Origin of the sequence: Streptomyces sp. NPDC046866 (genome assembly GCF_040704625.1) — a bacterium.
In the GTDB taxonomy this organism is placed as follows: domain Bacteria; phylum Actinomycetota; class Actinomycetes; order Streptomycetales; family Streptomycetaceae; genus Streptomyces.
Genome location: NZ_JBEYXN010000007.1, coordinates 41,321 through 67,215, shown reverse-complemented (window position 1 = coordinate 67,215; position 25,895 = coordinate 41,321). Strand labels below are relative to the sequence as shown.

Below are 25,895 nucleotides of genomic sequence, written 5' to 3'. Positions count from 1 at the left end.
GTCAGGCAGGCAGGACGGCGCCCGCCGGCGCCGCGGCGGTGCGGGCCGTGCCCTCTTCGATGCTTGATCGTTTCCTGTGGTGTGGGGAACAGCGCTGCCCGGTTGCGGGCTTCCGGCCGCAGGGCGACAGGTGTCGTGCTGACCGTGTTGTGCCTCTGGGGCTGCACCGCGCAGTCCCCTCCGGCGCTCCCCCGGTCGGAGCAGGCCAGGAGCGACCTGATCAAGGCCGCTCAGCAGATGTACGTGGACCGGTGCATGACGGCCCGGGGCGCGCTGGACCCCCAGGAGCAGCAGGCGGCGATGTTCGGCACGGCCCCGGCCGAGCTGTCTCTGACCCTCGCCACCGGCTACACCGTCCGCACCCACACCGACGGCTGCCTCGCCGAGGCCCACCGCTTCCTCTACGGCGACCAGGCCCGCTGGTTCCGGGCCGAGGCCACCGTCAACAACCTGCGCCCCGAGGCCGAGGCCCGGCTCGGGGAGGACCCGGCCTACCGGGCCGCCCTCGCCCGCCGGGCGGCGTGCCAGGAGCACGACACCCCCTGCATCCGGGCCAGCGGCCTGGAGGAACTGCGCACGCGCCTCGAGCCCGCGCGGCTCGCCGAGGTCCGGGCCGCGCACCGCCAGGAGATCACCGCCTACGACCAGCTGCGCGACCGCGCGCTGCACCGGGCGGCCGCCCTGCTGGCCGGCCGACCCACCCCCTCGACCCCTCCCACCCCCCACACGAAAGGTCAGGTTCCCTCATGACGAAATCCAGGCTGTTCACCGCCACCGCAGCCGCGGCGTTCCTCCTCCTCACCGGCGGCCTCGCCGCGGCCGGCCCCGCCGGTGCGGCGGACTGCCCCAGCGGCGAGTTCTGCGCCTGGGAGCACGCCGACTTCAAGGGGCAGCGCGCCAACTGGTCCGGAGACGACGGCTGGTGGGAGAGCTGGATCGCCGACGAGGACTCCTCCTGGGCCAACCACGGCATCTCCGGCCCGGGCGTCAAGGACCACGTGAGGGTGTACTCCAGCGCAAACCAGGGCGGCCACATGACCATCTGCCTCACCCCCGGCCAGGAGGTCAACTACAACGGCGTCGCCAACGACGACGGAGACTCCCACACCTGGGCGATGAGCTGCTGAGCCGCTGAGCCGCTGAGCCGCTGCCCATGCGCCCATCGGCCAGGGCTTGACATGCACCCCTCCAACCCCACCCTTTCGCTGGTCAATTGGTGAAAGGGTGGGGTTGTCGTGCTGGAGTACCGCATCGACCGGCACAGCGGCGTCGCCACGTACCTGCAGATCGTTCAACAGACCAAACACGCCCTGCGCCTGGGACTCCTGCAGCCCGGCGACAAACTGCCCGCCGCCCGCGAGGTCGTGGAGGCCACGGCCATCAACCCCAACACCGTCCTGAAGGCCTACCGCGAGCTCGAACGCGAAGGCCTCGTCGAGGCGAGGCGGGGGCTGGGCACCTTCATCCGGAAGTCCCTGGGCAACGCCCCGGCCGCATCCCCGCTGCGCGGGGAGCTCGCCGACTGGGCGCGCCGGGCCCGGGAGGCGGGGATGGACCGGGACGACGTGGCCGCACTCTTCGCCGGTGCTCGTGGGAGCCTACGTGGCGGGCCCGATGACCGCCCGCGAACTGGAGACGGGCACCTGGCGGCTGGCCCTCACCCAGTCCACGGGCCCGCGCGCATGGCTCTGCGCGAAGGTCCTCTCTGGTGGTGCTGCTGCTCGGCTCCCTGCGGTGGTCCTTCCTCCCCACGCAGACCCGCACCGTCCCGTTCTCCGCAAGCCCCGCCGTGGCACCCGGGGTCCGCGCTGGTCCCGGACTCCGGACTGCTCACGGGCTCCGGCGAACGCCTCTCCTACGACGCCTGCTTCGCCCGCACGATGAACGCGGGGATCTGCCCCGCGGACATGAACGTCACGGCCCGGTACGCGGAGTTCCACCCCGCCTCGCACTACTGGCCGACCCAGCTCATCGAAACGTCCCTGGTCCTGGCCCTGGCGGCCGCCGCCCTGTGGGCCGCCTTCGCCCTGGAGCGCACCGGACGGCCCTGAGCCAAGGTGCAGCGGGCGGGTCGGAGAGCCGCCCACCGCCCTGCCCGCCCGTGGGCGTCGAGGTGAAGAGAGCCGAGGGGGGCTTTCCGGGCCCTGCGCGGGCGTCATGCCACCCGAGTGGAGCAATCGGGCGGCCTTCGGACGGGCGGACGTGCGCCGATCGGGTGACGATGATCTCGTCCTCCGGCGCGCGAGCGGACGGCTGCGCGCCGAGTCCCTCCGCGTGCGGCCGATCCGGGCATGCGACGTTCGGCACCCCGATGGTTCGGCACCCCGGTCGTTCGGCCTGCACCCAAACCCGTACGGGGGTGTTCCATGAAGCGGAAATCCTTCACGACGGCGGCGGCGCTGCTGTGCGGCCTGGTCATGGCGGCCCCGACGCCGGCCGCCGCCACGGACGCGACGTCCGCGGTACCGGCCGCGGCCTGTGATCCGGCCGCCGTCAACCGGGCGCCGACCGCCGGGACGGAGGCCCAGGCGCGGGCCGCCGTGATCTGCCTGATCAACGCGCAGCGCGCGCAGCACGGGCTGCCCGCCCTGACCGTCAACCAGCCCCTGACGAACGCGGCCCAGCAGCATGCCGTCGCCGCCGTCCGGTTGAAGTGGTGGGGACCGGGCAAGGACTCGCACCGCAACCCCCAGACCGGCTCCACGCCGCAGACCCGCATCCAGGCGGCCGGATACTGCCCCAACCCCCGGTCGTGGGAGTTCAGCGAGATCACGTACACCGGATGGGGCGGGTCGGGAACGCCGCAGTCCGCCGTCAACTGGTGGATGAACAGCCCCGGTCACCGCGCCATCATCCTCAAGTCCTCCCTGCGCGACTTCGGCGCGGCGGCCCTGCCCGGCTCGGCGGACCCGGCCGGCGCCGCCTCGTCCAGCGCCGGTACCTACGTCGTGGACTTCGGACGCTGCCAGCAGTGAATCCGCCCCCGGGCGCTCGGGTGAGCGCCCGGGGCCCCACACGCGTGGGAAGTCCGGAAGGAGGCGGACCGGTTCGACGGGGAGTTCGACCCACCGCTAGCCTGCGTCACCATGATGCGCGCCTGGATCCTGCCCGTGCTGCTCGTCCTGTTCGGCTCGGCCGTTGCCGCCGGGCAGTTCCTCAAGGGGAGCCCCGGTACGGCCGCGGCGCTCCTGCCGGTGTTCGTGCTGCTCGCAGGGGTGAACTCGCCCCTGGTCTTCCCCAGGTCGATCGGCGCCCTGGAGGCGCAGCGCCGCAGCGCCGTCGACGGCCGCCCCGTCGTCTACTGGCGGCCGGGCTGCACGTACTGCCTGCGGCTGCGCATGCGGTTGGGCCGCAGTGCCCACCGGTTGCACTGGGTGAACATCTGGCGCGACCCGGACGGAGCGGCGGTGGTGAGGGCCGCCAACGACGACAACGAGACCGTGCCGACCGTCGTCGTGGCGGGCCGGCCGCACACGAACCCCGACCCCGCCTGGGTGCGCGAACAGCTCTGCCCGTCCGCCTGAGAGGAGCGCGGGCCGGCGCCGCACGGCCCCAGGGTGCCCTCAGGCCGCCGTAGGGGCCTCCACCGGGATGCCCAGCCGGTCGGCCACGGCGGTGAGGGCCGCCCCCAGCGGGAGCGCGATGCGCGTGAGGGCGTGCCGGTCGCCCCGGGTCGGGTCCCGGTTGACGATCAGCACCGGCTTCCCGGCCTGGGCCGCCTGGCGGACGAACCGGAGCCCGGACATCACCGTCAGTGACGAGCCCAGGACGATCAGGGAGCTCGCTCCGCTGACCAGGTCCCGGCAGTGCTCGACCCTCCGGGGCGGAACGGCCTCGCCGAAGAACACGACGTCCGGCTTGAGGACGCCTCCGCAGTGCGAGCACGGCACCACCCGGAAGCCACCCACCTGCTCGTCGGTGAGGTCGGCGTCGCCGTCCGGGTTCAGGGCGGCGGCCACCGGATCGAACCCCGCGTTGGCCTCCTCCAGCCGCCGGGCCAGTTCGCGGCGGGAGCCGACGGCCCCGCACGACAGGCAGACGACCCGGGACAGGCTGCCGTGCAGCTCCACCACGCCCTCGCTGCCCGCGGCCTGGTGCAGGCCGTCGACGTTCTGGGTGATCACGCCCGCGAGCAGGCCGTGCCGTCCGAACGCGGCCACGGCCCGGTGGCCGGCATTGGGCCGGGCCCGGCCGAACGTACGCCAGCCGAGGTGGCTGCGCGCCCAGTACCTGCGCCGGGCCCGGGCGCTGGCGGTGAAGTCCTGGTAGGTCATCGGGGTGTGCCGGCTCAGGCTCCCGCCCTCGCCCCGGTAGTCGGGGATACCCGATTCCGTGGAGATTCCCGCGCCGCTGAGCACCAGCACGCCGCCGGCGCCGAGCGCATCGGCGACCGGCCCGGGATCCGTGGTGCCCGGGATCGGGTCCTCGGCGGGGGTCCAGCTCAGAGTGGGGCGCATGCGCATGCCGCCAGGGTACGGAACGGACGGGACAACGGCACGGGACCGGCAACCCGGTGCGCTCTCCCCGCGCGAGGTCCGGCATGATCACCCGTGCGCCCGCCCCTGCAGTCGGGGGAGGCGAACGCGTACCACCGAACCTGCCACCTTGCGAATCCGGGGGAACGGCGACCGGATCGCCACCCGGAGAGGCCAGCCCATGACGACGCCCTCACTGCCCCCGATACCGGGCCCGACTGACGGTCCGTCCGTCCGGATCGGAGCCCTCGTTCCGCTGACCCGCCCCGGCTGGGTCGACGCGGGCCGGCACCTGCTCGCCGGACTGGAGCTGGCCGTCCGCGACGCCAACGAGGCCGGCGGGATCGCCGGGAGGCCGATCGAGCTGCTGGTGAGGGACACCGCGGCCGATCCGCAGAGGGCCGCCGCGGCCGTGGACGAACTGGCGCTCCTGGGCGTGGCCGCCCTGGCGGGGGAGTACCACAGCGTCGTCGCCCGCGCCGCTGCCGCCCGGGCCGATGCACTCGGCCTGCCGTTCCTCTGCTCATCGGCGGTGCTCGACGCGCTCACCCAAGCGCCGACGCCCTGGGTCGCACGCCTCGCCCCCGCCCAGTCCCGCGGCTGGCAGGCCTACGCCGACTTCCTCCTCGCCGCGGGCCACCGCCGCATCGCCGTGGCGGCCCAGGCCGGCGTCTACTGGGCTGCCGGCACCCGCATCCTGCGGGACCGCCTCGCCCCGCGCGGCGGCACCGTCATCGAGGTCGACCCGGACGCGCCCACCCCCACGGCCCTGTGCGACGAACTCGCCGCCCGGCACGCAACGGCCCTGCTCCTCCTGACCGGCCACCCGGAGCCGGCCGTGTCGATCGTCCGGTCCGTGCGCGCCGACCGGCGCCTCGCCGGGATCATGATGGGCGCCCCGGCCGGGCAGCCGGAGTTCCCCGAGTGGGCCGCGCTGCTGGGCCGAGAAGGCGCCGGCATCCCGTTCCTGCGCTATCTGCCCGAGCGCCTGGGCCCGCTCGGCGCACGGGTCGAGGCGGCCCTGCGCGAGCGGCTGGCCGAAGCACCGTCCTTCGTCGCCTTCGAGGGCTACGACACCGTCGCCGTCCTCGCCGAGGTGCTGCGCTCCCACGGCACGGACCGGGCGCGCATCGCCGGGGCCTGGCCGCGCGTCGCCGTCGAAGGCACTCGCGGGCCCATCCGCTTCTCCCGCCCGCCGGGCACCGGCGTGTGGCAGTGGGCCGGCCCGCCGGTCCGGGTCGTCGACCGCGACCCCGCGGCCCCCGACCGCTTCCGGACGCTCCGCACCGGTTGAGCCGGCCCCGTCACGGGCGCGGGCGGGGAGCCGTCCGGCGGCTGTCCCGCTCGGGCGCCAGGAACTCCCGGAACACCTGGGCGGAGCGCGGGTTCTCGCTGCACTGCCACACCCCGTGCGGGCAGTAGTCGGTGATGCTGTGGTACAGCGGCTTGTGCTCGGCGATCCAGGCCAGCATCCGCCGCATGTACTCGGGGTTGTCGCCGTGCCGGAAGAGCCCCCACTCCGGGTACGAGATCCGCTTGCCGTGCGCCTTCGCGAAGTCGACCTGCTGCTGGAGCCCGTACGGCTGGGTGACCTGCTCGTCGAAGGTGTCTCCCGGCGGCTGGTCGTAGGAGTCCATGCCCATGACGTCGACCACGTCGTCCCCCGGGTAGCACGCGGTCCAGGGGATCGCGTCGGGCCCGCGGTCGGGGGCGAAGTCGAAGCGGAACCGGCCGCCCTCCACGGAGCGCATGGCGTCGACGATGCGCCGCCAGTAGCGCTTCCAGTTCTCGGGGTCGGGCCGGCACCGGTGGGTGTAGTCGTAGCCGTTCATCTCCCAGCCGAGCACGATCACGGTGTCCGGCAGCCCGAGGCCGACGAGGCGCTCGGCCAGCCGCCGGAAGTGCTGGTCGTACCGGCCCTGCGCCCCGGCGCGGAGCAGCTCGGCGACCCGCTCGTCGGGGACGCCGGCCTCGTTGCCCTCCAGCATGGGCACGTTCAGGACGAACAGCCGGTCGGACCTCTCCTTGCGCCACCGCGCCCAGCTGAGCAGGGAATCGGGGGCGCCCTCGATGTTCGCCCACGTGTCGCCGGGCAGGTACGTGTGCCCGGCGCGCAGCTCGGTGCCGCCGAGCCAGCGCGAGAGTTCCCGCATCCGGTCGACGCCGGGCGAGCCGTAGTGGAGGTAGGCGCCGATTGCGGTCCCGGTGCCGGAGCCGCCTGCGGAGGCCGCCCCGTGCGGCGCCGGCGCGTGGGCGCAACCGCCGGCCGGCAGCCCGGCCACCGCCGCAGCGATGCAGAATCCGGCCATCCAGCGGCCTCTACCGGGCATGACGTCTCCACGGGCCTCGGGAACGGGTGTGCTCGGCAGCGACGCTAGGTGCCCCCTGCGGCCCGCGGCCCGCCCGGTGCCCCGCTGCTGGGCCGTTCGCGGTACCCGGTCCGCCTCCGCTTGGGCCGACCGGGCGGCAGCGCCCCGGCGCCCACCGGGCGGGGCGGCCTCTTCGGGGCGCGGGCCCGCACGGCCGCACGCCCGCGCCGGTGTGGCCGGTTCGCGCCACGGAGGTGACAGACCGCGGGCGGGGGTGTGTTTCCGCTGGCCAGGGGCTGGTAGGTCACTGTCCTGAGACGTGGGGGAGCGGAGGCGGCCGCCGCCTCGGGACGTGGCCGATCGGCGAGTGGCGGCCGACGCCCCGGGGTGTCGGCCGCCGCGCCCCTCCCCGTTCCTGCAGGCGGGAATACCCCGGGCGCACCTCCCGTTCCCGGGTATAGTTGAATTCTAAACAACTTAGGAAGGGGAGCCATGCAGTTCGGGATCTTCACCGTCGGTGACGTCACACCCGACCCGACGACGGGACGCGCGCCCAGCGAGAACGAGCGCATCAAGGCGATGCTGGCCATCGCCCAGAAGGCCGAGGAGGTCGGCCTCGACGTCTTCGCGACCGGTGAGCACCACAACCCGCCCTTCGTCCCCTCCTCGCCGACGACGATGCTCGGCTACATCGCCGCGCGCACCGAGCACCTGATCCTCTCCACGTCGACGACGCTGATCACCACGAACGACCCGGTGAAGATCGCCGAGGACTTCGCGATGCTCCAGCACGTGGCCGACGGCCGCGTGGACCTCATGATGGGCCGCGGCAACACCGGCCCGGTCTACCCCTGGTTCGGCAAGGACATCCGCGACGGCATCGACCTCGCCATCGAGAACTACGCGCTGCTGCGCCGCCTGTGGGACGAGGACGTCGTCACCTGGAAGGGCAAGTTCCGTACGCCGCTGCAGTCCTTCACCTCCACCCCGCGCCCGCTGGACGGAGTCGCGCCCTTCGTGTGGCACGGCTCCATCCGCTCGCCGGAGATCGCCGAGCAGGCCGCGTACTACGGCGACGGCTTCTTCCACAACAACATCTTCTGGCCGGCCTCCCACACCAAGCAGATGGTGAACCTGTACCGGCAGCGCTACGCCCACTACGGGCACGGCACCCCCGAGCAGGCCATCGTCGGCCTCGGCGGCCAGGTGTTCATGCGCAGGAACTCGCAGGACGCGGTGCGCGAGTTCCGTCCGTACTTCGACAACGCGCCGGTGTACGGCCACGGCCCGTCCCTGGAGGAGTTCACCTCCCAGACCCCGCTGACCGTCGGCTCGCCGCAGCAGGTCATCGAGCGGACCCTGTCCTTCCGGGACTACGTCGGCGACTACCAGCGCCAGCTGTTCCTGATGGACCACGCGGGCCTTCCCCTGAAGACCGTCCTGGAGCAGCTGGACCTGCTCGGCGAGGAGGTCGTACCGGTGCTGCGCAAGGAGTTCGCGAACCTGCGTCCGGCCGGCGTGCCGGACGCGCCCACGCACGCCGCCCGCGTGGCGGCGGCGCAGACCCCGAAGGAGAAGGCGCAGGCATGAAGATCGTCGTCGTATCGGCGGGCCTGAGCTCGCCCTCCTCGACCCGCCTGCTCGCCGACCGGCTCGCGGCGGCGACGCTCGCCCACGTGGACGCCGAGCCCGAGGTGATCGAGCTGCGGGACCTGGCGACCGAGATCGCCCAGCACTTCGTCACCGGGTTCCCGCCCGCCCGCCTGGCCGCGGCGCTCGACGCGGTGGCGGCCGCGGACGGCCTGATCGCCGTGACGCCGGTGTTCGCGGCCTCGTACAGCGGCCTGTTCAAGTCGTTCTTCGACGTCATCGACAAGGACGCACTCACGGGCAAGCCGGTGCTCCTCGGCGCCACCGGCGGCACGGCCCGGCACTCGCTGGTCACCGAACACGCCCTGCGACCGCTCTTCACCTACCTGCGCGCCCTCGTCCTGCCGACGGCCGTGTACGCGGCCTCGGAGGACTGGGGCGAGGAGGGGCTGGCGCAGCGGATCGCCCGCGCGGGCGCGGAACTGGCGCGCTTCATGGCCCCCGCCGCACACAACACCGCGCTGTCCGTCGACACGGCCGCCGCGATCGCACCCCGGTCGCTGACGGGGGCGATCACGTCGGTGGATCCGGCGGACGGCTTCGAGGTGGTGCCCTTCGAACAACGGCTGGCGGCGCTCCGGGTCCCGTAGCCGCGCCGTGCGGCGGCAGGGCGTCCGAGGGGCGCGGCGCCGCGCCCCTCTGGTGCCGGACGCCCGGGCCCCATCGGCGCACCACCGCGCCCCGGCGTGCCGCGGGCGGGCCCGTCCGCGCGCAGGCGATTCCCGGGGCCGGTGCGGCCGCGCCCGCGGGGTGTCAGGCACGGGAACGGGCCGGCTCCGGGTCCAGGTGCCCGGCGGCGGGGGTGCGCCACGGCAGCAGCAGCGGCGTCGCCAGCACGAGCACCCCGGCCAGGCCGATGGCCGTGCGCGGGCCGAGGAGGCCGCCCAGCACCCCCCATGCGGCCGTCAGGAGCGCGGACGCGGCCTTGGTCGTCACCGCCCAGGCGGACAGCGCGCGGGCGACCCGGTCGGCCGCGGTGCGCTCGAGGCGGCAGGTGGCCTGGACGGGGTTGAAGACCCCGCAGCAGAGGATGAGCCCGAGCTCGACGCCCATCACCAGCAGCAGCCCTCCGGTGCCCGGCCGGACGAAGGCCAGGCCGACGGGCCAGAGTGCGCGCAGCACCCCGGCCACGAGCAGGACCCGGTGCTGCCCGAACCGGGCGGCGAGCGGTCGGGCCAGACGCGACCCGAGCAGACCGCCGATCGCCGGGGCGGCGAAGGCGAGGCCGTACTGCCAGGGCGCGAACCCGAGCCGGCCGAGCATCAGGACGGCCAGCAGCGGCGAGGCGGCCATCACCAGGGCGTTGAACAAGGCGGTGTTGAGGAACAGCGGCCGCAGCGCCGCGTCGGCGAGGACGTACCGCCAGCCGTCGAGCAGGTCCCCGGCCCGCATGCGCGCGGCCTTCCGGCGCTCGGGCGGCGGCGGCTCGTGCCCGCCCATCGCGCGGATGCCCAGCGCCGAGAGCAGGTAGCTGACCGCGTCGGCCGCCACCGTGGCCACCGGACCGAGGAGCGCGACGACCGCGCCGCCCAGCGGCGGCCCGACGACCGTGGCCGTCCAGGCCGTGGACTCGAGCCGCGCCTGGGCGACCAGCAGGTCCTCCGCCGCCGACAGCGTCTTCAGGTACGCGCCGGAGGCGGCACGGAAGGCGATGTCGGCTGCCGCCACGACGACCGAGACCAGCAGGAGCTGGACGAAGCCGAGCACGCCGAGCGCGTACGCGGCGGGGATGGTCAGCAGCGCCGCGCACCGCACCAGGTCCATCCCGATCAGCACCGGCCGCTTGGGGCGGAACTCCACCCACGGGCCGAGCGGCACCGCCACGGCCGCGCCCACCGCGGAGCCCACGGCGGACAGGGCCGCGACCTGCGCCGGCCCGGCGCCCAGCACCCGGATCGCGATCAGGGGGAACGCGCCGAAGGCGAGCCAGGTACCGAGCGCACTCGCACCGTAGGCCCCCCAGAACCAACCGAACGCCGGCACGGACGCCTGCCCGCTCCTCGTGCCCACACCCCGCGCCCCCCCATCCGCCGTACAACCGGTCCGCGACCGGCAGCATCAAAGCGGGCGCCCGGCCCCGGCAGCAAACAACCGCAAGGCCGCCCCGCCACAACCAGTGGTTGTGTCCCTAGGCTGGCCCGCATGGACCTCGACACCGTCCGGACCTTCGTCGCCGCCGCCGACGCGGGGCAGTTCCAGGAGGCCGCCGCCGAGCTGGCGGTCACCCAGCAGGCCGTCTCCAAGCGCATCGCCGCACTGGAGCGCAGCCTCGGCGTGCGGCTGTTCACCCGCACGCCGCGCGGGGCCGAGCTCACCATCGACGGGCAGGCCTTCCTCCCCCATGCCCGGGAGCTGCTGCGCGCCGCCGAGCGCGCCGTCGCCTCCGTGCGCACCGGCAGCCGTCCCCTGCGCGTCGACATCATCGCCTCGCGCGGGGCGGCGTCGGGCCTGATGCGCGGCTTCCACCGCGCGCATCCCGGGATCGAGCTCGACGTGCTGATGCTGCTCGACATCGACGAGGCCGTCTCCGCCATCCGGTCCGGTGCGATCGACGCGTCCTTCCGCGCCGTCGCCGCACCCGGCCGGCCCCTCCCCCCGGACGTCGCGTCCGTCCGCGTGCTCGACGAGCCGCTCCAGCTCCTCACCGGCCCCGACCACGTGCTGGCGGGCGCCCGCTCGGTGCCCCTCGCCGGGCTCGCGGGGCACCGCATCTGGATGCCCGGGGTGGTCCCCGGCACCGAGTGGACCGCCTACTACGACGACCTGGTGGCCGAGTTCGGCCTCACCATCGAGGCGACCGGCCCCAACTTCGGCTCCGACGCCCTCCTCGACACCATCGCAGACACCCCGGCCCTGGGCACCTTCATGGGCGAACACACCAGGCTCGTCTGGCCCGCGGGGCACGGCCTGCGCCGCATCCCGGTGACCGATCCGACCCCCGTCTACCCGCACTCCCTCCTGTGGCACCGGGACAACCCCCACCCGGCGCTGACGACCCTCCGCACCCACCTCGCCGCCGCGGCGGCGGGCCACGGCGCTGCCGGGACCTGGACGCCGCACTGGGTCATCCCGCGCTGAGCGCCGCCGCCCGGTCGTCGCCGAGTCGGGGAACGCGCGCCCGTGGTCGCCACCCCGTCGCCGGACCGGGCTCGGGTCCGCAGGCGCGTTCGTGCGCGGGGACAGGACATCGCGTGCGTGCGGGTGCGGCTGTCCCCGGTGACCGCAGGCGCGGCGCCGGGCGCCACCCCGGCCGCCCTCGACGGCGCCGTCGTGCCGCCGGGCGCCCCGGGGGGTCGGGAGGCGTCCCGGAACGCCGGGCAGCTCCCGGACGCCCCCTCACGGCAGGGCCGCTTCCCGTTGAGGGACGCGCCGATCGCCCGACGGCACCAGGCGGGGTCGCCGGTGGACCCGCAGGCTCGCCCCCGGACCCCGCCGAGAGAAGCGTCCGGGCACGTACCCACGCGGTCAGCCCACGAGGGTGCGGTTCCGGCGCAGCGGGGACAGTAGCAAGGGCAGTACCAGGGCCTGCTTGATCCACGGCAGGTGCACTGCGTGATCGGCGCGGTGGCCCTGCGGCAGCGGCTGTGCCCGCCCGCGCTGCTGGGGCGGGTCACGGCGACGGTGCGCTTCGTGGTGTGGGGCGCCATGCCGGTGGGCGCCCTGGTCGGCGGCCTCCTCGGCGCCTGCCTCGGCGCACGGTCGGCCTTGTGGACCGGTGCGGTGGGCGAGTTGTGCGCCGGGCGGCAGGCGGGCCGCCGCCCGCGCCGGGCTTCGGGATCGGCCTGGACCTGGAGGCCGTGCCGCCGCCGCGCTGTCCGCTGGCCGGGATCGAGGAGGAGCTGGCCGCCGTGACGTCGCCTCCGGCGGACAGCGGGACGGCCGAGGCCGTGCTGAGCTGGTGGCGGACGGCGGTCCGGCCGCACTGGCCGCGGATCCGGGCCGTACTGGAGGCGGACATCGCCTACCGTACGCGGCAGTTGGCCGAGGACGGCATCGGGGAGGTGTTCTCCCGGCTGCACCCCTGCCTCGCCTGGACCGGTGACCGGCTCGTCTCGGCGGACCTGCCGGCGGACGAACCGGCCCTGGGCGGGACGGGAGTGACCCTGGTGCCCAGTGCCTTCGCCGACCGCTGCAGGCTCGTGGTCGGCCGGGGCCCGGTGCCGCCGTGCGTGATCTATCCCGGGCGGGGGGTGGGCACGTTGTGGGAGCGCCGCAACGGGCCGGGCCACGGCCTGACCCGGCTGCTCGGCAGCAGCCGGGCGGGCCTCCTCGCCGAGGTCGCCGCCCCTTCCACCACCACGCAGCTGGCCGCGCGCACGGGGCTCAGCCTCGGGGCGGTCTCCCAGCACCTCGCGGTGCTCCGCGCCGCGGGCCTCGTCACCGGCCACCGCTACGGCCGAGAGGTCCACTACGTGGCCGGCGACCTCGGCCGCGCCCTCCTCGGCGACGGCGCCCCGCCCCCGGCCTGATCGGCGTTCGACAGGCCCCGCGGTGCAGCGCGGCGCGTCAGGAAGGCTTCGCGGCCGTATAGGCCGTGACCGTCACCTTGTTGTCGCAGAGGGCGAAGAGACCGTCGTCGAGGGCGATCTGGTGCGCTCCGGCGCCCGGTACCCCCACGACGAGCGTGGGGTACGTGACGGGCGAGGCGCCGGAGACGCAGTAGCCGTCCGCCTCGCCCTGCACGTTGACGAAGGTGAGCTTGGTCCACGCCCGGGCCCCCGGGGCCAGGAGCACCGTGGCGGCCGACCCGCTGTGGGTGGTGGCGAGCGGAACGTTCTTGTCGGGCGAGCCGTTGCCCGCGCCGGCCACCGTCGGGAAGCCCTGGAGCGTGCAGGCGCCCTTCGACGTGTTGGCGACGGCGACGACGGCCGCGCCGGTTCCCGTGCCCGGCGGCCGGACGGCGGCCTGGCGGGCCTCCGTGACCTTGACCTCCTTGACCGTGCACGGCTTGGCCGCACCGCCGGGAGCGGTGGGGGAGACGGAAGCGGCGGGCTTCGCGTTCCCCGTGCCGCCGGAGCCACCGGAGGCGCTGCCCCCGCCGTTCGTCCCGCCTCCCGGAGTCGGCGGCTGGGCGGCCTGCGAAGGGGCGCCGGCGGCGCCGTCCTCGCCGGAGGGCGTGCAGCCCGCCGCAAGGGCGGTCACGGCAGCGGCCGCCACCAGTGCGGCCACGGTCCGACGGACACCGGCTGCGTACTGCATGGGGAACCTCCCGGGGCTCACGACCGGTCCTGCACCGGCCCGTACACGGACCGACACCGTGCCGCGCCGGGCGGGAGTTCCCACGGGCACCGCACTGTGCCGCTCCCGTGACACCGCAATGACATACCGGCCGGGAGGCTGCGGCTCACACCTGTACGGTCCCCGCCACCCACCGCAGCAGCGCCAGGAACGCCGCCACCGCGGGGGAGTGCGCCGGGCCGGGCGCCGTGGCCGCGTACACCGCGCGGCGCGGGGCGTCCTGCGGGTCCAGGGCGACGAGCACGATGTCGGGACGGGCCGAGGAAGCCGCGAGAGCGGGGACCAGGGTGACGCCCAGCCCGGCCGCCACGAACCCCTGCTTGGCGATCCAGTCCGCGGCCCGCAGGGTGGACCGGGGACGGAACCCGGGGGCCGTGCCCATCAGGGTCTCCTCCGGCCTGTCGCTGACCGCGATCCACTCCTCGTCGGCGAGCTCGGCCAGCCTCAGCAGGTCGCGCTGCGCCAGCCGGTGGCCGCGCGGCAGGGCCACGTACATCCGCTCGTCCAGCAGGTGGTGCAGCGCGCAGCCCTCCGGGAGCTGCCGCGGGGCGGTGCTCACCACCGCGAGGTCCAGCTCGCCGGCCGCCAGCAGGGCCAGCTGCCGCGCCGAACTGCCCTCCGTGCGCGACACGGTGACGGCCGGGTGCCGCTGCCGGAAGGCCGCCAGCGTACGGGGCAGCAGGTAGGCGTCGGCAGTGGAGAACCCCCCGATCCGCAGCCGGCCGCCCTCCAGCGTGCGCAGCGCGTCCAGCTCGGCCCGCGCCGTGCGCAGCCTGTCCGCGACCGCCTCCGCGTGCGGCAGCAGCACCCGGCCGGCCTCGGTCAACCGCACCCCGCGCGGCAGCCGGTCGAAGAGCCGCGCGTCCCACTCGTCCTCGAGGGACTGGATCTGCCGGGAGACGGCGGACTGCGTGTAGCCCAGGGCCTGCGCGGCGGCCGTGAAGGAGCCGTGGTGCGCCACGCATCGGAACACGTCGTACAGGTCATGCGGGATCGGCATGGCAGCCATGCTAGACACTCGCTTGTCGCATGGCCGGACCGCACCTAGGTTCGGGGCATGGAGAAGATCGCCTTCCTCGGCCTGGGGGCCATGGGCCTCCCGATGGCCCGTCAACTGCTGTCCGCCGCATACCCGTTGACCGTCTGGAACCGTACGCCCGACAAGGCACGGCCGCTCGTCGAGGCGGGTGCGGTGTACGCCGCCACCCCCGCGGAGGCCGTCCGCGAGGCCGACCTCGTCATCACCATGCTCGCCGACCCGGCGGCGCTGCGCGCCGTCGCCGCGGGGATGCTGCCTGCGCTGCGGCCCGGCACCCACTGGATCGACACCTCGACGGTCGGGCCCGACACCGTGCACGCGCTGGTGGAGCAGCTGCCGGAGGGGGTGGTGTTCACCGATGCGCCCGTCATGGGCAGTGTGGACCGGGCGGCGGCCGGGGAGCTGTGGGTGCTGGCCGGCGGGCCGCTTCCGCGGTCGGCGGCCAAGGTGCTGGAGCTGCTCGGCGACGTCACCGAGTGCGGCCCCGTTGGCTCGGCGGCCGCCCTGAAGCTGGTGCTGATCAACGCGGTGATCGGCGGGGTGGCCGTGGTCGCCGAGGCCCTTCGGTTGGGCCGGTCCCTCGGACTCCCCGAGGCGCTGGTGCGCGGTCAGCTGGAGAAGGGGCCGCTCGGCGGCGCGGTCGGCCGCGCGTACGCCGAGGGTGCCCACTTCCCGGTGGCGCTGGCGGCGAAGGACGTGGCCCTCGCCACCGCACACGCACCGCTGCCGGTCCTGGACGCGGTCCGCGCCGCCCTGACCGCACGCCCGGAGCTCGCGAACCGGGACCTGTCCTCGATCCGACCGTGAACCGGTGCGGTCCGCCCCCGCCTCCGCCCCGGCCGCGGGAGGCCTCACCCTTCCCGAAGACGCATGACCAGGTCCCGCGGCAGACCGTGGGTGTCGTGGAGGTGGTCGAAGTCCTCCTCGCCCAGCGGACCTCGGAAACGGGGTCGGGCCAACACCTGCCGGCCGCGGTCCAGAACCTCCGCTCCTCATCGAGCAGCATCCGGCGGACGTCAGCCGGATCGACGGCCTGCCGGAAGCGGTCCAGGGTGTGCTCGACCAACTCCTGCGGCAGGTCCCCCAGGCCGCGCGTCGGATCCTCGCGGGAGCCGTCGCCGAGCCGGCGGGAGTGCATCATCACGTGGTTCCACACCTCCACCCAGCGGTCGTCGCCCGTGGGCGTCGACCCGGGCGGGGGCGGGCCGTCGCCGCTCCACACGAAGATCTCCGAATCGGGGCCGCAGGGGCCCGTCGGTCCGCTGGACCACCAGTTGTCCTGCACCGTGGCCTCCACCGGCACGCCGCGGCAAATGGGGGGATGCGGCGATGGCCGCGCTCCTCGAAGTACTCGACGAAAGCGCGGATGACCTGCTCGGTCTGCATGGGGTGACTCCTTCGCGTCACAGCAAGGGAGGCACCGGAAAACGGGTGCGGCGCAGTCATCGGACCTGTGGCCGTTACGCACGGGCCCACCGCCGGCCGTTTCCGGTCGCCGGTGGGAAAGGAGGGAAGGTCAGGCGGCGGCAACCGGCGAGCTGGTCGCTCGCGCGGTCGCGATGGGGCTTCGGCCGGTGACGTTCATGGAACGACCGTAGCGCGCGGTCACCGGCGGCGCATGCGCAGTGCCCGGAGCACAGGTCACCGGCTGAGGACGTTCATCAGGATGATCGCCGCGTAGTTCGCGAAGATGACGGCGAGAACACCGATGATCATGAGCCAGGCCCGCGTCGATTCGTCCGGCTGCACGTGTCGCCTCCCGTCCGGGGCGTGCTGTCCCGCTCTCGGGGTCTTCTGCCATGGTGGCCCGGCTGCCGGCCGGGCACATCTCGGGAGCCGGCCTCCTCGGACCGGGTCACGCCGCGCCGGTACCCGGCTGCACCGGCGCACAGCGCGTCGAGGAATCGGCCCGCGTGCGGATTCCGGTGGAGGGTGGGGTGTACCGCGGGACCATCGCCGACGACGGGGGGCGCGAGCGGCTCGATACGGTGCCCGTCCTGCCGGAGGCGTCCCGGCAACCGGACAGCGACAACGGCCCGCCCTGAATCCCGACTTGCCATATTCCCGGAGCCCGGCTTCCGGGCGGACAGCCCCGTGCAGTATCCATGAAGACTCGTGAGGAATGCATCTGGGCAACCCCTGTTGAATCCCCGTAACGTTTCTCTTGTCAGCGAAACCCGAAACGGGAGGAAAACACCATGATCTCCACCGTCAAGGCCAACGTCGTCACCGCCGTCGTCCACAACCGCGCCGTCGTGCACAACCGTGCGGTCGTCCACAACCGCGCCGTCGTCCACAACCGCTCGGTCGCCAAGTGAAGTTGACCCACTGAGGTCTTGCTACCACGGTCCCGGATTCTCCCCGGGACCGTGGCACTTTTCATAAGGAGAGTCAGTTTCTATGGGGGCTGATATGCCGGCGGACGACACCGCTTTGGAACTCGTGGACGCAGAGATATACGACCTCGAGCAGGACCTGTGCTTCCTCGCCACCGCCAACGGCGGGCAGTTCTACATTTCCGCCCCCCCATCCGAGTTCCGCGCATGGCTGGCGCTCTGCGACGGGACCAGGTCCCGAAGCGAACTGCTGGCGGGCATGGCCCCCGAATACGCCGAGGTGCTCGACGTCCTGCGGCAGGACGGCTGCCTGCGTCCGGCCGCGGCCGCCCTCGACGCCGAGCGGGCGGCACGCGTGGCACGCACCACCGTCCTCATCACCGGCACGCCCGAACTCACCGCCCCGCTCACCCACGCACTGAGCGCCACCGGCTACGCACACGTCGGGGCGGCCCCGCAGGACCTGTCCGCCGTCGATGCCGGCGCCGCACGCGACACCGTGCTCGTCGCCGCCTACGCGTACCCCGCCCACGCCGAACTGAGCCGGATCGACGCGCAGTGCGCCCGGCTCGGCCTGCGCTGGCTGCCGCTGCGCCACGAACGCGGCCGGGCCGTCCTCGGCCCCGCCATCACCCCCGGCGCCACCGCCGATTTCGCGGACGTCCTGGACCGCAGGCTCACCGCGGCACACGACCCCCGCATCATCGAGGCCGAGCGCCGCGCGCCCCAGCCGGACGGCCACCGGCTGCGCGACGGCGACCTCCGCTGGAGCGCGGCCCAGCTGGCCGCCTACCTGGAGCGCTGGGTCACGGGCGAGGCCCCCGTGAACGAGGTCGAGCTCGATCCGCGCCGGCTCGACCGGATCGAGCGCACCATCCTGCCGGTGCCCACCCGGCCGCGTCCCGTGGTGCGCGGCAACCCGGAGGCGGACCTGCTCGTCGACGACCAGGTCGGTGTGGTCACCGGCGTCCAGGAGCTGGCCCCGCTGCCGGGCATGCCGGCGCAGCTGCGGGTGTGCGCCGTGGACGTCGCCGACATGCGGCGCGTCGCGGACTGGCCCAACGACCGGCAGGCGTTCGGCACGTCCTGGTCCGATTTCGACGCCGCCCGCCGCAGCGCCGTCGGCGAGGCCGTCGAGCGCTACTGCGGCAGCCGGCTGCCCGAGGACCGGCTCCGCTTCGGCAGCCACGCCCAGCTGCGCCGGGCCGGAGTGCCCGCGCTCGACCCCCGCCGGCTGCACCTGTACTCCCAGCGGCAGTACCGCAGCGAGGGCTTCCCCTTCGCGCCGCTGACGGTGGACGCGGAATGCGCCTGGGTGGAGGGCCGCTCGTGGACGACCGGCGAGCCGGTGTGGGTGCCCGCCTTCCTGGTCGCCCACGGGGAGCACGACCCGGTCGCCTACTCCGACCCGCTCGTGGCCGGCGTGGCCTGCGGCGTCAGCGAGGAGCACGCCGTCACCTCGGGACTCGAAGAGGTGATCGAGCGCGACACCACCATGCTGTGGTGGGCCAACGCCGCCCGCCTTCCGCAGCTGCCGCTGACCGACCGGATCCGCGACCTGGTCGCCGACAGCGCGGACGCGTACGACATCACCCTGATCCACCTGGACAACGAGTTCGACGTCCCGGTGCTCGGCGCGGTCGTGCGCGACCGCACCGCCGGCTGGCTCGGCATCGGCTTCGCCACCCGCCCCGACCCGCAGGAGGCGGCGGAGAAGGCCCTCGCCGAGGGCTTCACCCTGCACCACACCTGCCGCTTCCTCGACGACGACAAGGCGTTGGCGGAGGGCCGGGCGGACCTTCCGCACCTGGGTAACCTCAAGCCGTACCGGGCCGACCGGCGCTACCTCGACTCCTACCGGCCCGACTTCGGCGACGTCCGGGACCTGCTGTGCCAGCAGCAGGTCCACCTGGACCCGCGGGCGGGGGAGCGGGTCGCGCCCTGGGTGCTGGACCTGCCCACCCGCCCCTGGGACGGTCTGCCCGGCCTCCCCCGGCGCAGCCTCGACGCGTACCGCGAACGGGTCGAGGCCCGCGGCTTCGAGGTGATCAGCGTCGACCTGACGACCTGCGACGCCGAAGCGGCCGGGTTCAGCGCCGCCCACACGATCGTGCCCGGCCTCGTGTCCAACTTCCCCGCAGGCATGCCCATGTGGGGCGACGGCAGGATCGGCCGTGCGGGCGTCCGGCTCGGCTGGCGGTCACAGCCGCTGTCCGAGGAGGAGTTCAACGTCTTCCCCCTACCCCACGCGTGAGGGACACCGATTGCGATGGCTGTCATCGACACACTCGGCCTGCCGAACACCAAAGGCCGCAGGCCACTGATCGTCGCGCAGGTCGTCGACGCCCTGGGCACCGGGCTCTTCCTCCCCTTCGCCGTCGTGTACTTCCACGCGGCCAAGGGGATCCCCCTGACCACGGTCGGCCTCATGCTGTCCGCCGGCGCGCTGCTCTCGCTGCCCGCGGGACCGCTGGGGGGCCGGCTGATCGACCGGATCGGGCCGCGGCGCGTGCTGGTCGCGAGCAACCTGATCCGCGTGCTGACCTTCACCGCGTACGTGTTCACCGACACCCCCTGGCAGCTGGTCCTGCTGGTCACGGCCACCATGTGGGGTGACAGCCTGTTCCGGCCCGCGGTCTTCGCGCTGGTGGCGCAGGTGGCCGACGACGGGCACCGGGCGCGCTGGTACGCGATGGACAGGTCCCTGCGCAACGCCGGGATAGGCGCCGGCGGCCTGCTGGGCAGCACCCTCGTGGGCTGGGGCGGCACCTCGGGCTACACGGCCGTGGTGGCGCTGAACGCCGTGTCGTTTCTCCTCGCGGCCGGGCTCGTCGGGACCTGGCGCCGCAGCGCCGTCCCGCGCGCGGCCGGCGCCGGCGCCGGCCCGGCCGCCGGGACGGCCCCGGCCGGGGACGCGGCGGACCGGCAGGCCGGCGGGTACCGGGAGGTGCTCGCCGACCGGCCGTTCCTCGGCGTCCTCGCCACCGTCTGGGTGTTCGCCCTGTGCGACCTGGCGCTGACGGTGCTGCTCAGCGCGTACGTGATCGAGGCGCGCGGGCTGCCGGCGTGGCAGCCGGGCATGCTGTTCGCCATCAACACCGTCATGGTGGTGCTGGCGCAGACCGCGCTGGCGAGGGCGGTCGAGCGGTACCGGCGGCCGGGAGTGCTCCAGGTGGCGGCCGTCCTGTGGATGGTGTCCTTCGTCGTGATCGCGGCGGTGCCCGGCGACCACGTCGCACTGGCCTTCGGGGGGCTCGTGCTGGGCATGGTCGTCTTCACCGTCGCCGAGCTGCTCCAGGCACCCACCAGCAGTGCCCTGATCGTGGGGATGGCCGCAGGACACCTGCGCGGCCGGTACCTTGGCATGGAGGAGCTGATGTGGAGCCTGGCCAAGGTGCTGGCGCCGACGGTGTTCACCTGGCTGCTGGCGCGCGGAGCGGGCCTGCCCTGGCTCGTGCTGTGCCTGTGCTGCCTCGTGGCGGTGGTGCTCCTCCAGCGGCTCCACCGCGTGCTGCCCGCGCACGTCCAGCGCGAGACCGTCGATGCCTGAGCTCGTCCGGGAGGTCCACCGCCCCCAGGAGTTCCGCGACGTCTACCACCGGGTCTACCGCGAGCCGCCGTACCGCGAGGACGCGGCGGCCGCGGACGGCTTCGCCCGGCAGCTGGCCGACCACGCGGCGCTGCCGGGCTTCTGCGCGACCACCGTCCTGGACGGCGGCGTGCTCGGCGGGTTCGCCTACGGTGTGCGCCGCGAGGAGGGATGGTGGCATCCGCGCGCGGCCGCGCCCGCACCCCCGTGGCTGCGCGGGCCGCTGTTCTACGTCTACGAGCTCGCGGTGGTACGGGAGTTGCGCGGCCGCGGGTACGGGCGCGAGCTGCTGGACCTGCTGCTGGCCGACCGCACCGAGCCGTTCGCCGTACTCGCCGCGTCGAACAGGGCGTCGGCGCGCGAGCTGTACCGGCGGTGGGGCTGGACGGAGGTCGGCGAACTGAAGGGCCCGCCGCACGGTGTGGACCTCCTCGCACTCCCCTTGACGCCGCTGCCGTGACCGGAGGCGCCGCCGCACCGGTGTACCGGTGCGGCGGCGCAGCCGTGCCCGGATTCCGCGCCGCCGGCCGTGCCCGGGTTCCCGACGGGCCCGGCAGGCCGCGCAGGCCTTCCCGCCGATTCCCGAGGCGCTCCGGGAACCGGTCGGGAACGCTCCGGGAGCGGGCCGTACCAGACTCGCTGCTGCCGGTGTCCGCTTCGTGGGTCGCGAGCACGATCTGACAGAGGCAGCGCAGGGTTCGACGAACGAAGTGCGTCCGCATGCAAGGGTGTCCGGTATGCGGCGCCCGCTGCCTGCTGACCGCACGGGGGCGCTGCGCGCACGCTGTCGCTGCTTCGTCTCAATTCATAGGGGAATCGAATGAGCGTCGATGTGATGGTTTACGATGGCCTCGCCCTGTCCCGATATGCGCTCACGGCATTACTGGAAGGGCGCCCGGATATCAGCGTCGTGGGCTCGGCGGACAACATATATGCCGCACTCGAATTCGCCGAGCTGAATCGACCCGACGTCGTGATCGTCAGTTTCGACGGCAGGGACGAGGAAACGGTCGACGTCGCCGAGAAGATCGCCATTCTTCCGGACGTCCGCACGTTGCTGGTCGCCACCGCATGCGTCCGGCCGGTCGTCCGCAGGGTCTTCGGCGGGGGGATCGACGGAATGGTGCGGCGCAGCGTTCCGCCGCAGCGCCTTTTCGAGGCCGTCCACCTGGTGCACCGCGGCGAGCGGGCCTTCGACGCCGAGCTGGCCGTCGCAGCCGTCTCCAACGGCGACTGCCCGCTGACCCCCCGGCAGCTGTCCGTGCTCGAGCACGTCGACCGCGGCGACACGATGGAGGAGATCGCCGCACGGCTGTCCCTGTCCGAGGGGACGGTGCGCAACTACATTTCGACCATCGTGGCGAATACGGGTGCGCGCAACCGCATCGATGCGCTGCGCATCGCCCGCAAAAACGAATGGATCTGACGCGCTTCCCGGGCCGGGTGGTGTGCCGTATGCGGTGCGCACGGCCGTGGACGCGCAATGAATCTGTTGCGGCCCGGCCTCGGCTGCTAATGTCCGACTGATATTGCAGACGCATCGGTACAAGGACGGCTCCCATGCCCGATTCCAGCAATTCCACCCCTTCCGCGGGCGGTCGGCTGCCCCGCCAGGTGGCCGACACCCACGTGGACGCCCTCGTCGAACTCGACCCGATCGCCGGCACCTTCCTCGGCGTCGCCGGGAGTCACGACCGCCTCCCCGACTTATCGCCGGAGGGCCGGGAAGCGGTCGCCGACCTCGCCCGTACGACCCTGCGGCAGCTCGACGCGGCAGAGGCCGCCCCCGGTGCGGACGACACCGGAGAGCGCCGCTGCGCCCGGCTGCTGCGCGAGCGGCTCACCGCCGAGCTCGCCGTCGACGAGGCGGGCGAGGGCCTGCGGCACGTCGCCAACCTGGGCTCACCGCTGCACCAGATCCGTGATGCCCTCACCCTCACCCCCACGGACACCGACGAGGACTGGGCGGCGGTCGCGCGCCGGCTGCGCGCCCTGCCGGACGCCCTGGCGGGCTACCGGGCCTCCCTGAAGGCCGGCCTCGCCCGCGAGCTGCCCGCGGGCCCGCGGCAGGTCTCGGCCGTCGTGGGCCAGTTGACCGAGTGGATCGGCACCGACCGCAGCTGGTTCGCGGAGTTCACCGACCCCGGTCCCGAGCCGCTGCGCGGCGAGCTGACCGCGGCCGCCGCCACGGCCACCGGAGCCCTGGCGGAACTGCGCGACTGGCTCCGTGACACCTATGCCCCGGCCGTCGAGGGCGCACCGGACGTGGTCGGCCGTGAGCGCTACGTCCGCCTCGCCCGCTACCACAACGGCACCGATCTCGACCTGGACGAGGCCTACGCCTACGGCTGGGACGAGTTCCACCGCCTGCTCGCCGAGATGCGCACCGAGGCCGAACGGGTCCTGCCGGGCGCCGGCACCCCTTGGGAGGCGCTGGCGTGGTGCGACCGGCACGGCGAGGCCGTCGAGGGGGTGGAAGAGACCCGGCAGTGGCTCCAGAAGCTGATGGACGACACCATCGACACCCTGGACGGCACGCACTTCGAACTGGCCGAGCGCGTACGCCGGGTCGAGTCCCGCATCGCCCCCCGGGGCAGTGCCGCCGCGCCCTACTACACCGAGCCGTCACTGGACTTCTCCCGGCCCGGACGCACCTGGCTCCCGACGATGGGGCAGACCCGCTTCCCCGTCTACGACCTCGTCACCACCTGGTACCACGAGGGCGTGCCCGGCCACCACCTGCAGCTCGCCCAGTGGGCGCACGTCGCCGGCGACCTCTCCCGCTACCAGACCACCGTCGGCGTCGTCGGCGCCAATGCCGAGGGCTGGGCGCTGTACGCCGAGCGCCTGATGGACGAACTGGGCTTCCTGACCGAGCCCGAACGGCGGCTGGGCTACCTGGACGCGCAGATGATGCGGGCCGTCCGCGTCATCATCGACATCGGAATGCACCTCGAGCTGGAGATCCCGAAGGACTCCCCCTTCCACGCGGGCGAGCCCTGGACGCCCGGGCTGGCCCAGGAGTTCCTCGCCCGCCACACCAGCCGGCCGGCCGACTACGTCGAGAGCGAGATCACCCGCTACCTCGGCATGGCGGGCCAGGCCATCGGCTACAAGCTCGGCGAACGGGTCTGGCTCGCGGGCCGGGAGGCGGCCCGGGCGCGGCACGGCGCGGGCTTCGACCTCAAGGCCTGGCACATGGCCGCGCTGTCGCAGGGCTCGCTCGGCCTGGACGACCTGCTGGCCGAGATATCGGCGCTCTGAGCACGCCGGCGGCACCGCCGTACCCCGCAACCGCCCGCGCCCGCCGCGGGGCGGGCCGGGCGGGGTACGGCGGTGCCTCCGCATCCGCATCCGCATCCCCATCCGCATCCGCATCCGCGGTCGGTCACCGCATGCTGCGGAGCTCCAGCACGTAGGCCGCGGTGATCGCGACGGCACGGTCCTCGTCCCGGGACAGCTCGGCGAGTACGCGGAAGGCCGCACGGCCGGGGATGTCCGCGAGGGCCTGCGCCAGCCGCTGCCGGGCGGACGGTCCGGCGCCGCCGGTGCCTCCGGTGCCTCCGCTGCCGAGGCGGTCGACCAGCCCGGCGACGATGCCGTCCGCGAGCGCGGGGTCGCCCGCCAGCGCGCCGAGGGCCTCGGCCGCGTCGACGTCGTTCGCCCCGTCGGCGATCATGTCGGTGAGCGTCGGGACCGCCTCGGCCGCCCCGCGCACCCCGAGCGCCAGAGCCGCACACCTGCGGACCGCGAGATCGGCGTCCGCGAGAGCGCTGCGCAGCAGCGCGGTCGCCTCCGCGTCCGGGATCTCCGCAACGGCCTGCACGGCGCGCCTGCGCACCTCGGCCGCCGGCGACCCCAGTCCCTGCGCCAGCGGAGCCAGTGCGGCACCGCCCCCCGCCTGGGCCAGCGCCCAGCGGAGGGCGCCGGCGACGATCGGATCCGACTCGCCCAACGCCGCCTCCACCAGCGCTCCCACCGGCACCGCGCCCCCCTCGGCCGCCGACAGCGCCGCACGCTGCCGCCTCTCGGCGCTCTGCGATCCCAGGGCGTGCAGCAGCGCCACGCTGCGCAGGACGTCCTCCCAGCCGGCCGGTTCCGCGGCACCGATCCGCTCCAGCCGCGTCAGCAGCTCCGTCTCGGCTGCGATGCGTTCCCGTGTCCGGCCCACCAGGGTCTCGATGAGCCCGGACGGGGTGAAGCCGGGATCGTCCAGCGCCCGTGCGACGTCGCGCAGCGGCAGCCCCAGGGACCGCAGGCTCTCGATGTGGAAGATCCGCCGGAGGTCCTCGTCGGAGTACTCGCGATAGCCCGCGCCGGTACGCTCCGCCGGCCGCAGCAGGCCCAGCGACTCGTAGTGGCGCAGCATGCGGGCGCTCACCCCGGACCGCCGCGCCACATCACCGATCAACACGTCAGGTCACTCCTCCCGGGCGGTCGCGCCCAGGACCATGATCCGCTTGGCCTCCTCGACGGCATACCCGAACCCGGCATCGGGATCACGCACCAGCCGTTCCGTGGCGATCGCGTGCCGGCGCACCCCGGGGTCCGCGCCCGTCATCGCGTCACGCAGCACCGGCATGACCGCCTCACCCAGCGCGACCAGCGCCCGGCTCAGGCTCAACTGCGTCTCGTGCCCGCCGCGGCCGAGCTGCGTCGCCAGCACCGCGGCCAAGCCGGCCCTGCCGCCCTCGGGCACCAGGACGACCGCGGCCCGCCAGGCGCTGCGCGCCACGTCCTCGTCGGCGTCGGTCAGCAGGTCCCGCGTGATCGCCGGCCACGCCCGGCAGTCCCCGACCTTCGACAGCGTGTGCAGGGCCTGACTGCGTGCCTGCCCGCGCTCCGAGGCCAGCGCCTCGACCAGCTTCGGCACCGTCACCGAAGGGGGGAGGCGCGTCAGCGCCCACGTCAGCATGTCCCGGACGTGGAAGTCGGGCTCGATCGCGCACCGCTCGATCAGCGCGTCGACGCAGCCGGGGTCCGCGGCCGAGCCGATGGCCAGGGCCGCCCCCAGCCGCACCGACGAACTGCTGCCCGCCAACCCCCGCAGAGCCCGCACCGTTTCCGTTTCCGTCTCCTGTGCCCCAATGATCACCGGGACCACCTCCTCGGCAGCAGTGAAGGCCTTGCCACCGTGTCAAGGTCAAGCCGCAGGGGCCGCACCGTGGACGTGCCTTGCACAGTGCGGACAAGGAGTCCTCCCCCGTGAGGGGGAGGCCTTTTCCCCGCGCGGGGGAGCCGCGGCACCTGTCGGCCGAG

23 protein-coding genes and 2 pseudogenes are annotated in these 25,895 nt (G+C 74.1%); 17 read left to right on the top strand and 8 right to left on the bottom strand.

Translation table 11 applies throughout. The features are described from left to right. The first annotated feature begins 135 nt into the window (after positions 1-135). From AB0953_RS13275 to AB0953_RS13255, 5 genes and pseudogenes are all read left to right on the top strand, one after another. Entirely contained in the window at positions 136-750 is a 615-nt protein-coding gene (locus AB0953_RS13275) for a hypothetical protein (protein ID WP_366859557.1), read from the top strand. Next, positions 747-1,127, top strand: a complete 381-nt coding sequence (locus tag AB0953_RS13270) for a peptidase inhibitor family I36 protein (RefSeq protein WP_366859556.1) — start codon at positions 747-749, stop codon at positions 1,125-1,127. Before AB0953_RS13275 ends, AB0953_RS13270 begins: the two co-directional genes overlap by 4 nt. Before the next feature lie 108 nt (positions 1,128-1,235). Beyond that, positions 1,236-1,580: pseudogene (locus AB0953_RS13265) on the top strand (GntR family transcriptional regulator); the annotation flags it as partial. A 786-nt stretch (positions 1,581-2,366) separates the two neighbouring features. Next, positions 2,367-2,975 (top strand): CAP domain-containing protein, encoded by a 609-nt coding sequence (locus tag AB0953_RS13260; protein WP_366859555.1) that lies wholly within the window; start codon positions 2,367-2,369, stop codon positions 2,973-2,975. 111 nt (positions 2,976-3,086) lie between these two features. Further along, the gene (locus AB0953_RS13255) at positions 3,087-3,524 is read left to right on the top strand and encodes a glutaredoxin domain-containing protein (protein WP_366859554.1); all 438 of its coding nucleotides are present in this window, start codon (positions 3,087-3,089) and stop codon (positions 3,522-3,524) included. Positions 3,525-3,563: 39 nt separating this feature from the next. Here the strand turns inward: AB0953_RS13255 and AB0953_RS13250 are convergent, their stop codons facing one another. Further along, positions 3,564-4,463 (bottom strand): NAD-dependent protein deacetylase, encoded by a 900-nt coding sequence (locus AB0953_RS13250; RefSeq protein ID WP_366859553.1) that lies wholly within the window; start codon positions 4,461-4,463, stop codon positions 3,564-3,566. Positions 4,464-4,656: 193 nt separating this feature from the next. On the opposite strand from AB0953_RS13250, the gene AB0953_RS13245 reads away from it, so the two are divergent. Then, on the top strand, positions 4,657-5,769 hold the full coding sequence (locus tag AB0953_RS13245) for an ABC transporter substrate-binding protein (protein ID WP_366859552.1): 1,113 nt from the start codon (positions 4,657-4,659) through the stop codon (positions 5,767-5,769). A gap of 10 nt (positions 5,770-5,779) precedes the next feature. On the opposite strand, the gene AB0953_RS13240 is transcribed toward AB0953_RS13245, so the two are convergent. Beyond that, complete coding sequence (locus AB0953_RS13240) at positions 5,780-6,805, bottom strand: glycosyl hydrolase (protein ID WP_366859551.1); 1,026 nt, start codon at positions 6,803-6,805, stop codon at positions 5,780-5,782. Positions 6,806-7,276: 471 nt separating this feature from the next. On the opposite strand from AB0953_RS13240, the gene AB0953_RS13235 reads away from it, so the two are divergent. Both AB0953_RS13235 and AB0953_RS13230 read left to right on the top strand, forming a co-directional pair. Next, complete coding sequence (locus AB0953_RS13235; protein WP_366859550.1) at positions 7,277-8,374, top strand: LLM class flavin-dependent oxidoreductase; 1,098 nt, start codon at positions 7,277-7,279, stop codon at positions 8,372-8,374. Next, positions 8,371-9,024: a CE1759 family FMN reductase gene (locus AB0953_RS13230; RefSeq protein ID WP_366859549.1), complete on the top strand. Its 654-nt coding sequence runs from the start codon at positions 8,371-8,373 to the stop codon at positions 9,022-9,024. The genes AB0953_RS13235 and AB0953_RS13230 overlap by 4 nt, the downstream gene beginning before the upstream one ends. Before the next feature lie 163 nt (positions 9,025-9,187). On the opposite strand, the gene AB0953_RS13225 is transcribed toward AB0953_RS13230, so the two are convergent. Beyond that, complete coding sequence (locus AB0953_RS13225) at positions 9,188-10,417, bottom strand: MFS transporter (RefSeq protein WP_366859548.1); 1,230 nt, start codon at positions 10,415-10,417, stop codon at positions 9,188-9,190. Between the two features lie 159 nt (positions 10,418-10,576). Between AB0953_RS13225 and AB0953_RS13220 the strand changes: the two genes are divergently transcribed. Then, on the top strand, positions 10,577-11,512 hold the full coding sequence (locus AB0953_RS13220; RefSeq protein WP_366859547.1) for a LysR family transcriptional regulator: 936 nt from the start codon (positions 10,577-10,579) through the stop codon (positions 11,510-11,512). A 653-nt stretch (positions 11,513-12,165) separates the two neighbouring features. Continuing rightward, positions 12,166-12,903 (top strand): helix-turn-helix domain-containing protein, encoded by a 738-nt coding sequence (locus tag AB0953_RS13215; RefSeq protein ID WP_366859546.1) that lies wholly within the window; start codon positions 12,166-12,168, stop codon positions 12,901-12,903. A gap of 37 nt (positions 12,904-12,940) precedes the next feature. Here AB0953_RS13215 and AB0953_RS13210 read toward each other — a convergent pair whose 3' ends face one another. After that, on the bottom strand, positions 12,941-13,633 hold the full coding sequence (locus tag AB0953_RS13210; RefSeq protein WP_366859545.1) for a DUF4232 domain-containing protein: 693 nt from the start codon (positions 13,631-13,633) through the stop codon (positions 12,941-12,943). Positions 13,634-13,778: 145 nt separating this feature from the next. Then, positions 13,779-14,681 carry a LysR family transcriptional regulator gene (locus tag AB0953_RS13205; RefSeq protein ID WP_366859544.1) on the bottom strand — a complete coding sequence of 301 codons (903 nt, stop codon included), beginning with the start codon at positions 14,679-14,681 and terminating at the stop codon, positions 13,779-13,781. 48 nt (positions 14,682-14,729) lie between these two features. On the opposite strand from AB0953_RS13205, the gene AB0953_RS13200 reads away from it, so the two are divergent. Then, positions 14,730-15,518 (top strand): NAD(P)-dependent oxidoreductase, encoded by a 789-nt coding sequence (locus AB0953_RS13200; protein ID WP_366859543.1) that lies wholly within the window; start codon positions 14,730-14,732, stop codon positions 15,516-15,518. Between the two features lie 44 nt (positions 15,519-15,562). On the opposite strand, the pseudogene AB0953_RS13195 reads toward AB0953_RS13200, so the two are convergent. Next, positions 15,563-16,017: pseudogene (locus tag AB0953_RS13195) on the bottom strand (alanine--tRNA ligase-related protein); the annotation flags it as partial. Between the two features lie 493 nt (positions 16,018-16,510). Here AB0953_RS13195 and AB0953_RS13190 point away from each other — a divergent pair. The 6 genes from AB0953_RS13190 (at position 16,511) to AB0953_RS13165 (ending at position 23,900) form a co-directional block, all read left to right on the top strand. Next, on the top strand, positions 16,511-16,756 hold the full coding sequence (locus AB0953_RS13190) for a hypothetical protein (protein ID WP_366859542.1): 246 nt from the start codon (positions 16,511-16,513) through the stop codon (positions 16,754-16,756). Positions 16,757-17,111: 355 nt separating this feature from the next. Beyond that, a complete protein-coding gene (locus AB0953_RS13185) occupies positions 17,112-19,301 on the top strand; it encodes a YcaO-like family protein (RefSeq protein ID WP_366859541.1) in 2,190 nt (729 codons plus the stop codon). A gap of 15 nt (positions 19,302-19,316) precedes the next feature. Continuing rightward, positions 19,317-20,597: an MFS transporter gene (locus tag AB0953_RS13180; protein ID WP_366859540.1), complete on the top strand. Its 1,281-nt coding sequence runs from the start codon at positions 19,317-19,319 to the stop codon at positions 20,595-20,597. Further along, positions 20,590-21,096, top strand: a complete 507-nt coding sequence (locus AB0953_RS13175) for a GNAT family N-acetyltransferase (protein WP_366859539.1) — start codon at positions 20,590-20,592, stop codon at positions 21,094-21,096. The genes AB0953_RS13180 and AB0953_RS13175 overlap by 8 nt, the downstream gene beginning before the upstream one ends. A 360-nt stretch (positions 21,097-21,456) precedes the next feature. Further along, positions 21,457-22,062 (top strand): response regulator transcription factor, encoded by a 606-nt coding sequence (locus tag AB0953_RS13170; RefSeq protein ID WP_366859538.1) that lies wholly within the window; start codon positions 21,457-21,459, stop codon positions 22,060-22,062. A 134-nt stretch (positions 22,063-22,196) separates the two neighbouring features. After that, positions 22,197-23,900: a DUF885 domain-containing protein gene (locus AB0953_RS13165; RefSeq protein ID WP_366859537.1), complete on the top strand. Its 1,704-nt coding sequence runs from the start codon at positions 22,197-22,199 to the stop codon at positions 23,898-23,900. 124 nt (positions 23,901-24,024) lie between these two features. On the opposite strand, the gene AB0953_RS13160 is transcribed toward AB0953_RS13165, so the two are convergent. Next, positions 24,025-25,050 (bottom strand): HEAT repeat domain-containing protein, encoded by a 1,026-nt coding sequence (locus tag AB0953_RS13160; RefSeq protein ID WP_366859536.1) that lies wholly within the window; start codon positions 25,048-25,050, stop codon positions 24,025-24,027. Positions 25,051-25,056: 6 nt separating this feature from the next. Beyond that, positions 25,057-25,725, bottom strand: a complete 669-nt coding sequence (locus AB0953_RS13155) for a HEAT repeat domain-containing protein (protein WP_366859749.1) — start codon at positions 25,723-25,725, stop codon at positions 25,057-25,059. Between the last annotated feature and the right edge of the window lie 170 nt (positions 25,726-25,895).

What these genes read in the sequence shown, in the direction of transcription:
- AB0953_RS13270 (WP_366859556.1), top strand. Translation starts at nt 747, where the DNA reads ATGACGAAATCCAGGCTGTTCACCGCCACCGCAGCCGCGGCGTTCCTC.
- AB0953_RS13260 (WP_366859555.1), top strand. Translation starts at nt 2,367, where the DNA reads ATGAAGCGGAAATCCTTCACGACGGCGGCGGCGCTGCTGTGCGGCCTG.
- AB0953_RS13255 (WP_366859554.1), top strand. Translation starts at nt 3,087, where the DNA reads ATGATGCGCGCCTGGATCCTGCCCGTGCTGCTCGTCCTGTTCGGCTCG.
- AB0953_RS13250 (WP_366859553.1), bottom strand. Translation starts at nt 4,463, where the DNA reads ATGCGCATGCGCCCCACTCTGAGCTGGACCCCCGCCGAGGACCCGATC.
- AB0953_RS13245 (WP_366859552.1), top strand. Translation starts at nt 4,657, where the DNA reads ATGACGACGCCCTCACTGCCCCCGATACCGGGCCCGACTGACGGTCCG.
- AB0953_RS13240 (WP_366859551.1), bottom strand. Translation starts at nt 6,805, where the DNA reads ATGCCCGGTAGAGGCCGCTGGATGGCCGGATTCTGCATCGCTGCGGCG.
- AB0953_RS13235 (WP_366859550.1), top strand. Translation starts at nt 7,277, where the DNA reads ATGCAGTTCGGGATCTTCACCGTCGGTGACGTCACACCCGACCCGACG.
- AB0953_RS13230 (WP_366859549.1), top strand. Translation starts at nt 8,371, where the DNA reads ATGAAGATCGTCGTCGTATCGGCGGGCCTGAGCTCGCCCTCCTCGACC.
- AB0953_RS13220 (WP_366859547.1), top strand. Translation starts at nt 10,577, where the DNA reads ATGGACCTCGACACCGTCCGGACCTTCGTCGCCGCCGCCGACGCGGGG.
- AB0953_RS13210 (WP_366859545.1), bottom strand. Translation starts at nt 13,633, where the DNA reads ATGCAGTACGCAGCCGGTGTCCGTCGGACCGTGGCCGCACTGGTGGCG.
- AB0953_RS13205 (WP_366859544.1), bottom strand. Translation starts at nt 14,681, where the DNA reads ATGGCTGCCATGCCGATCCCGCATGACCTGTACGACGTGTTCCGATGC.
- AB0953_RS13200 (WP_366859543.1), top strand. Translation starts at nt 14,730, where the DNA reads ATGGAGAAGATCGCCTTCCTCGGCCTGGGGGCCATGGGCCTCCCGATG.
- AB0953_RS13190 (WP_366859542.1), top strand. Translation starts at nt 16,511, where the DNA reads ATGGTGGCCCGGCTGCCGGCCGGGCACATCTCGGGAGCCGGCCTCCTC.
- AB0953_RS13185 (WP_366859541.1), top strand. Translation starts at nt 17,112, where the DNA reads ATGGGGGCTGATATGCCGGCGGACGACACCGCTTTGGAACTCGTGGAC.
- AB0953_RS13180 (WP_366859540.1), top strand. Translation starts at nt 19,317, where the DNA reads ATGGCTGTCATCGACACACTCGGCCTGCCGAACACCAAAGGCCGCAGG.
- AB0953_RS13175 (WP_366859539.1), top strand. Translation starts at nt 20,590, where the DNA reads ATGCCTGAGCTCGTCCGGGAGGTCCACCGCCCCCAGGAGTTCCGCGAC.
- AB0953_RS13170 (WP_366859538.1), top strand. Translation starts at nt 21,457, where the DNA reads ATGAGCGTCGATGTGATGGTTTACGATGGCCTCGCCCTGTCCCGATAT.
- AB0953_RS13165 (WP_366859537.1), top strand. Translation starts at nt 22,197, where the DNA reads ATGCCCGATTCCAGCAATTCCACCCCTTCCGCGGGCGGTCGGCTGCCC.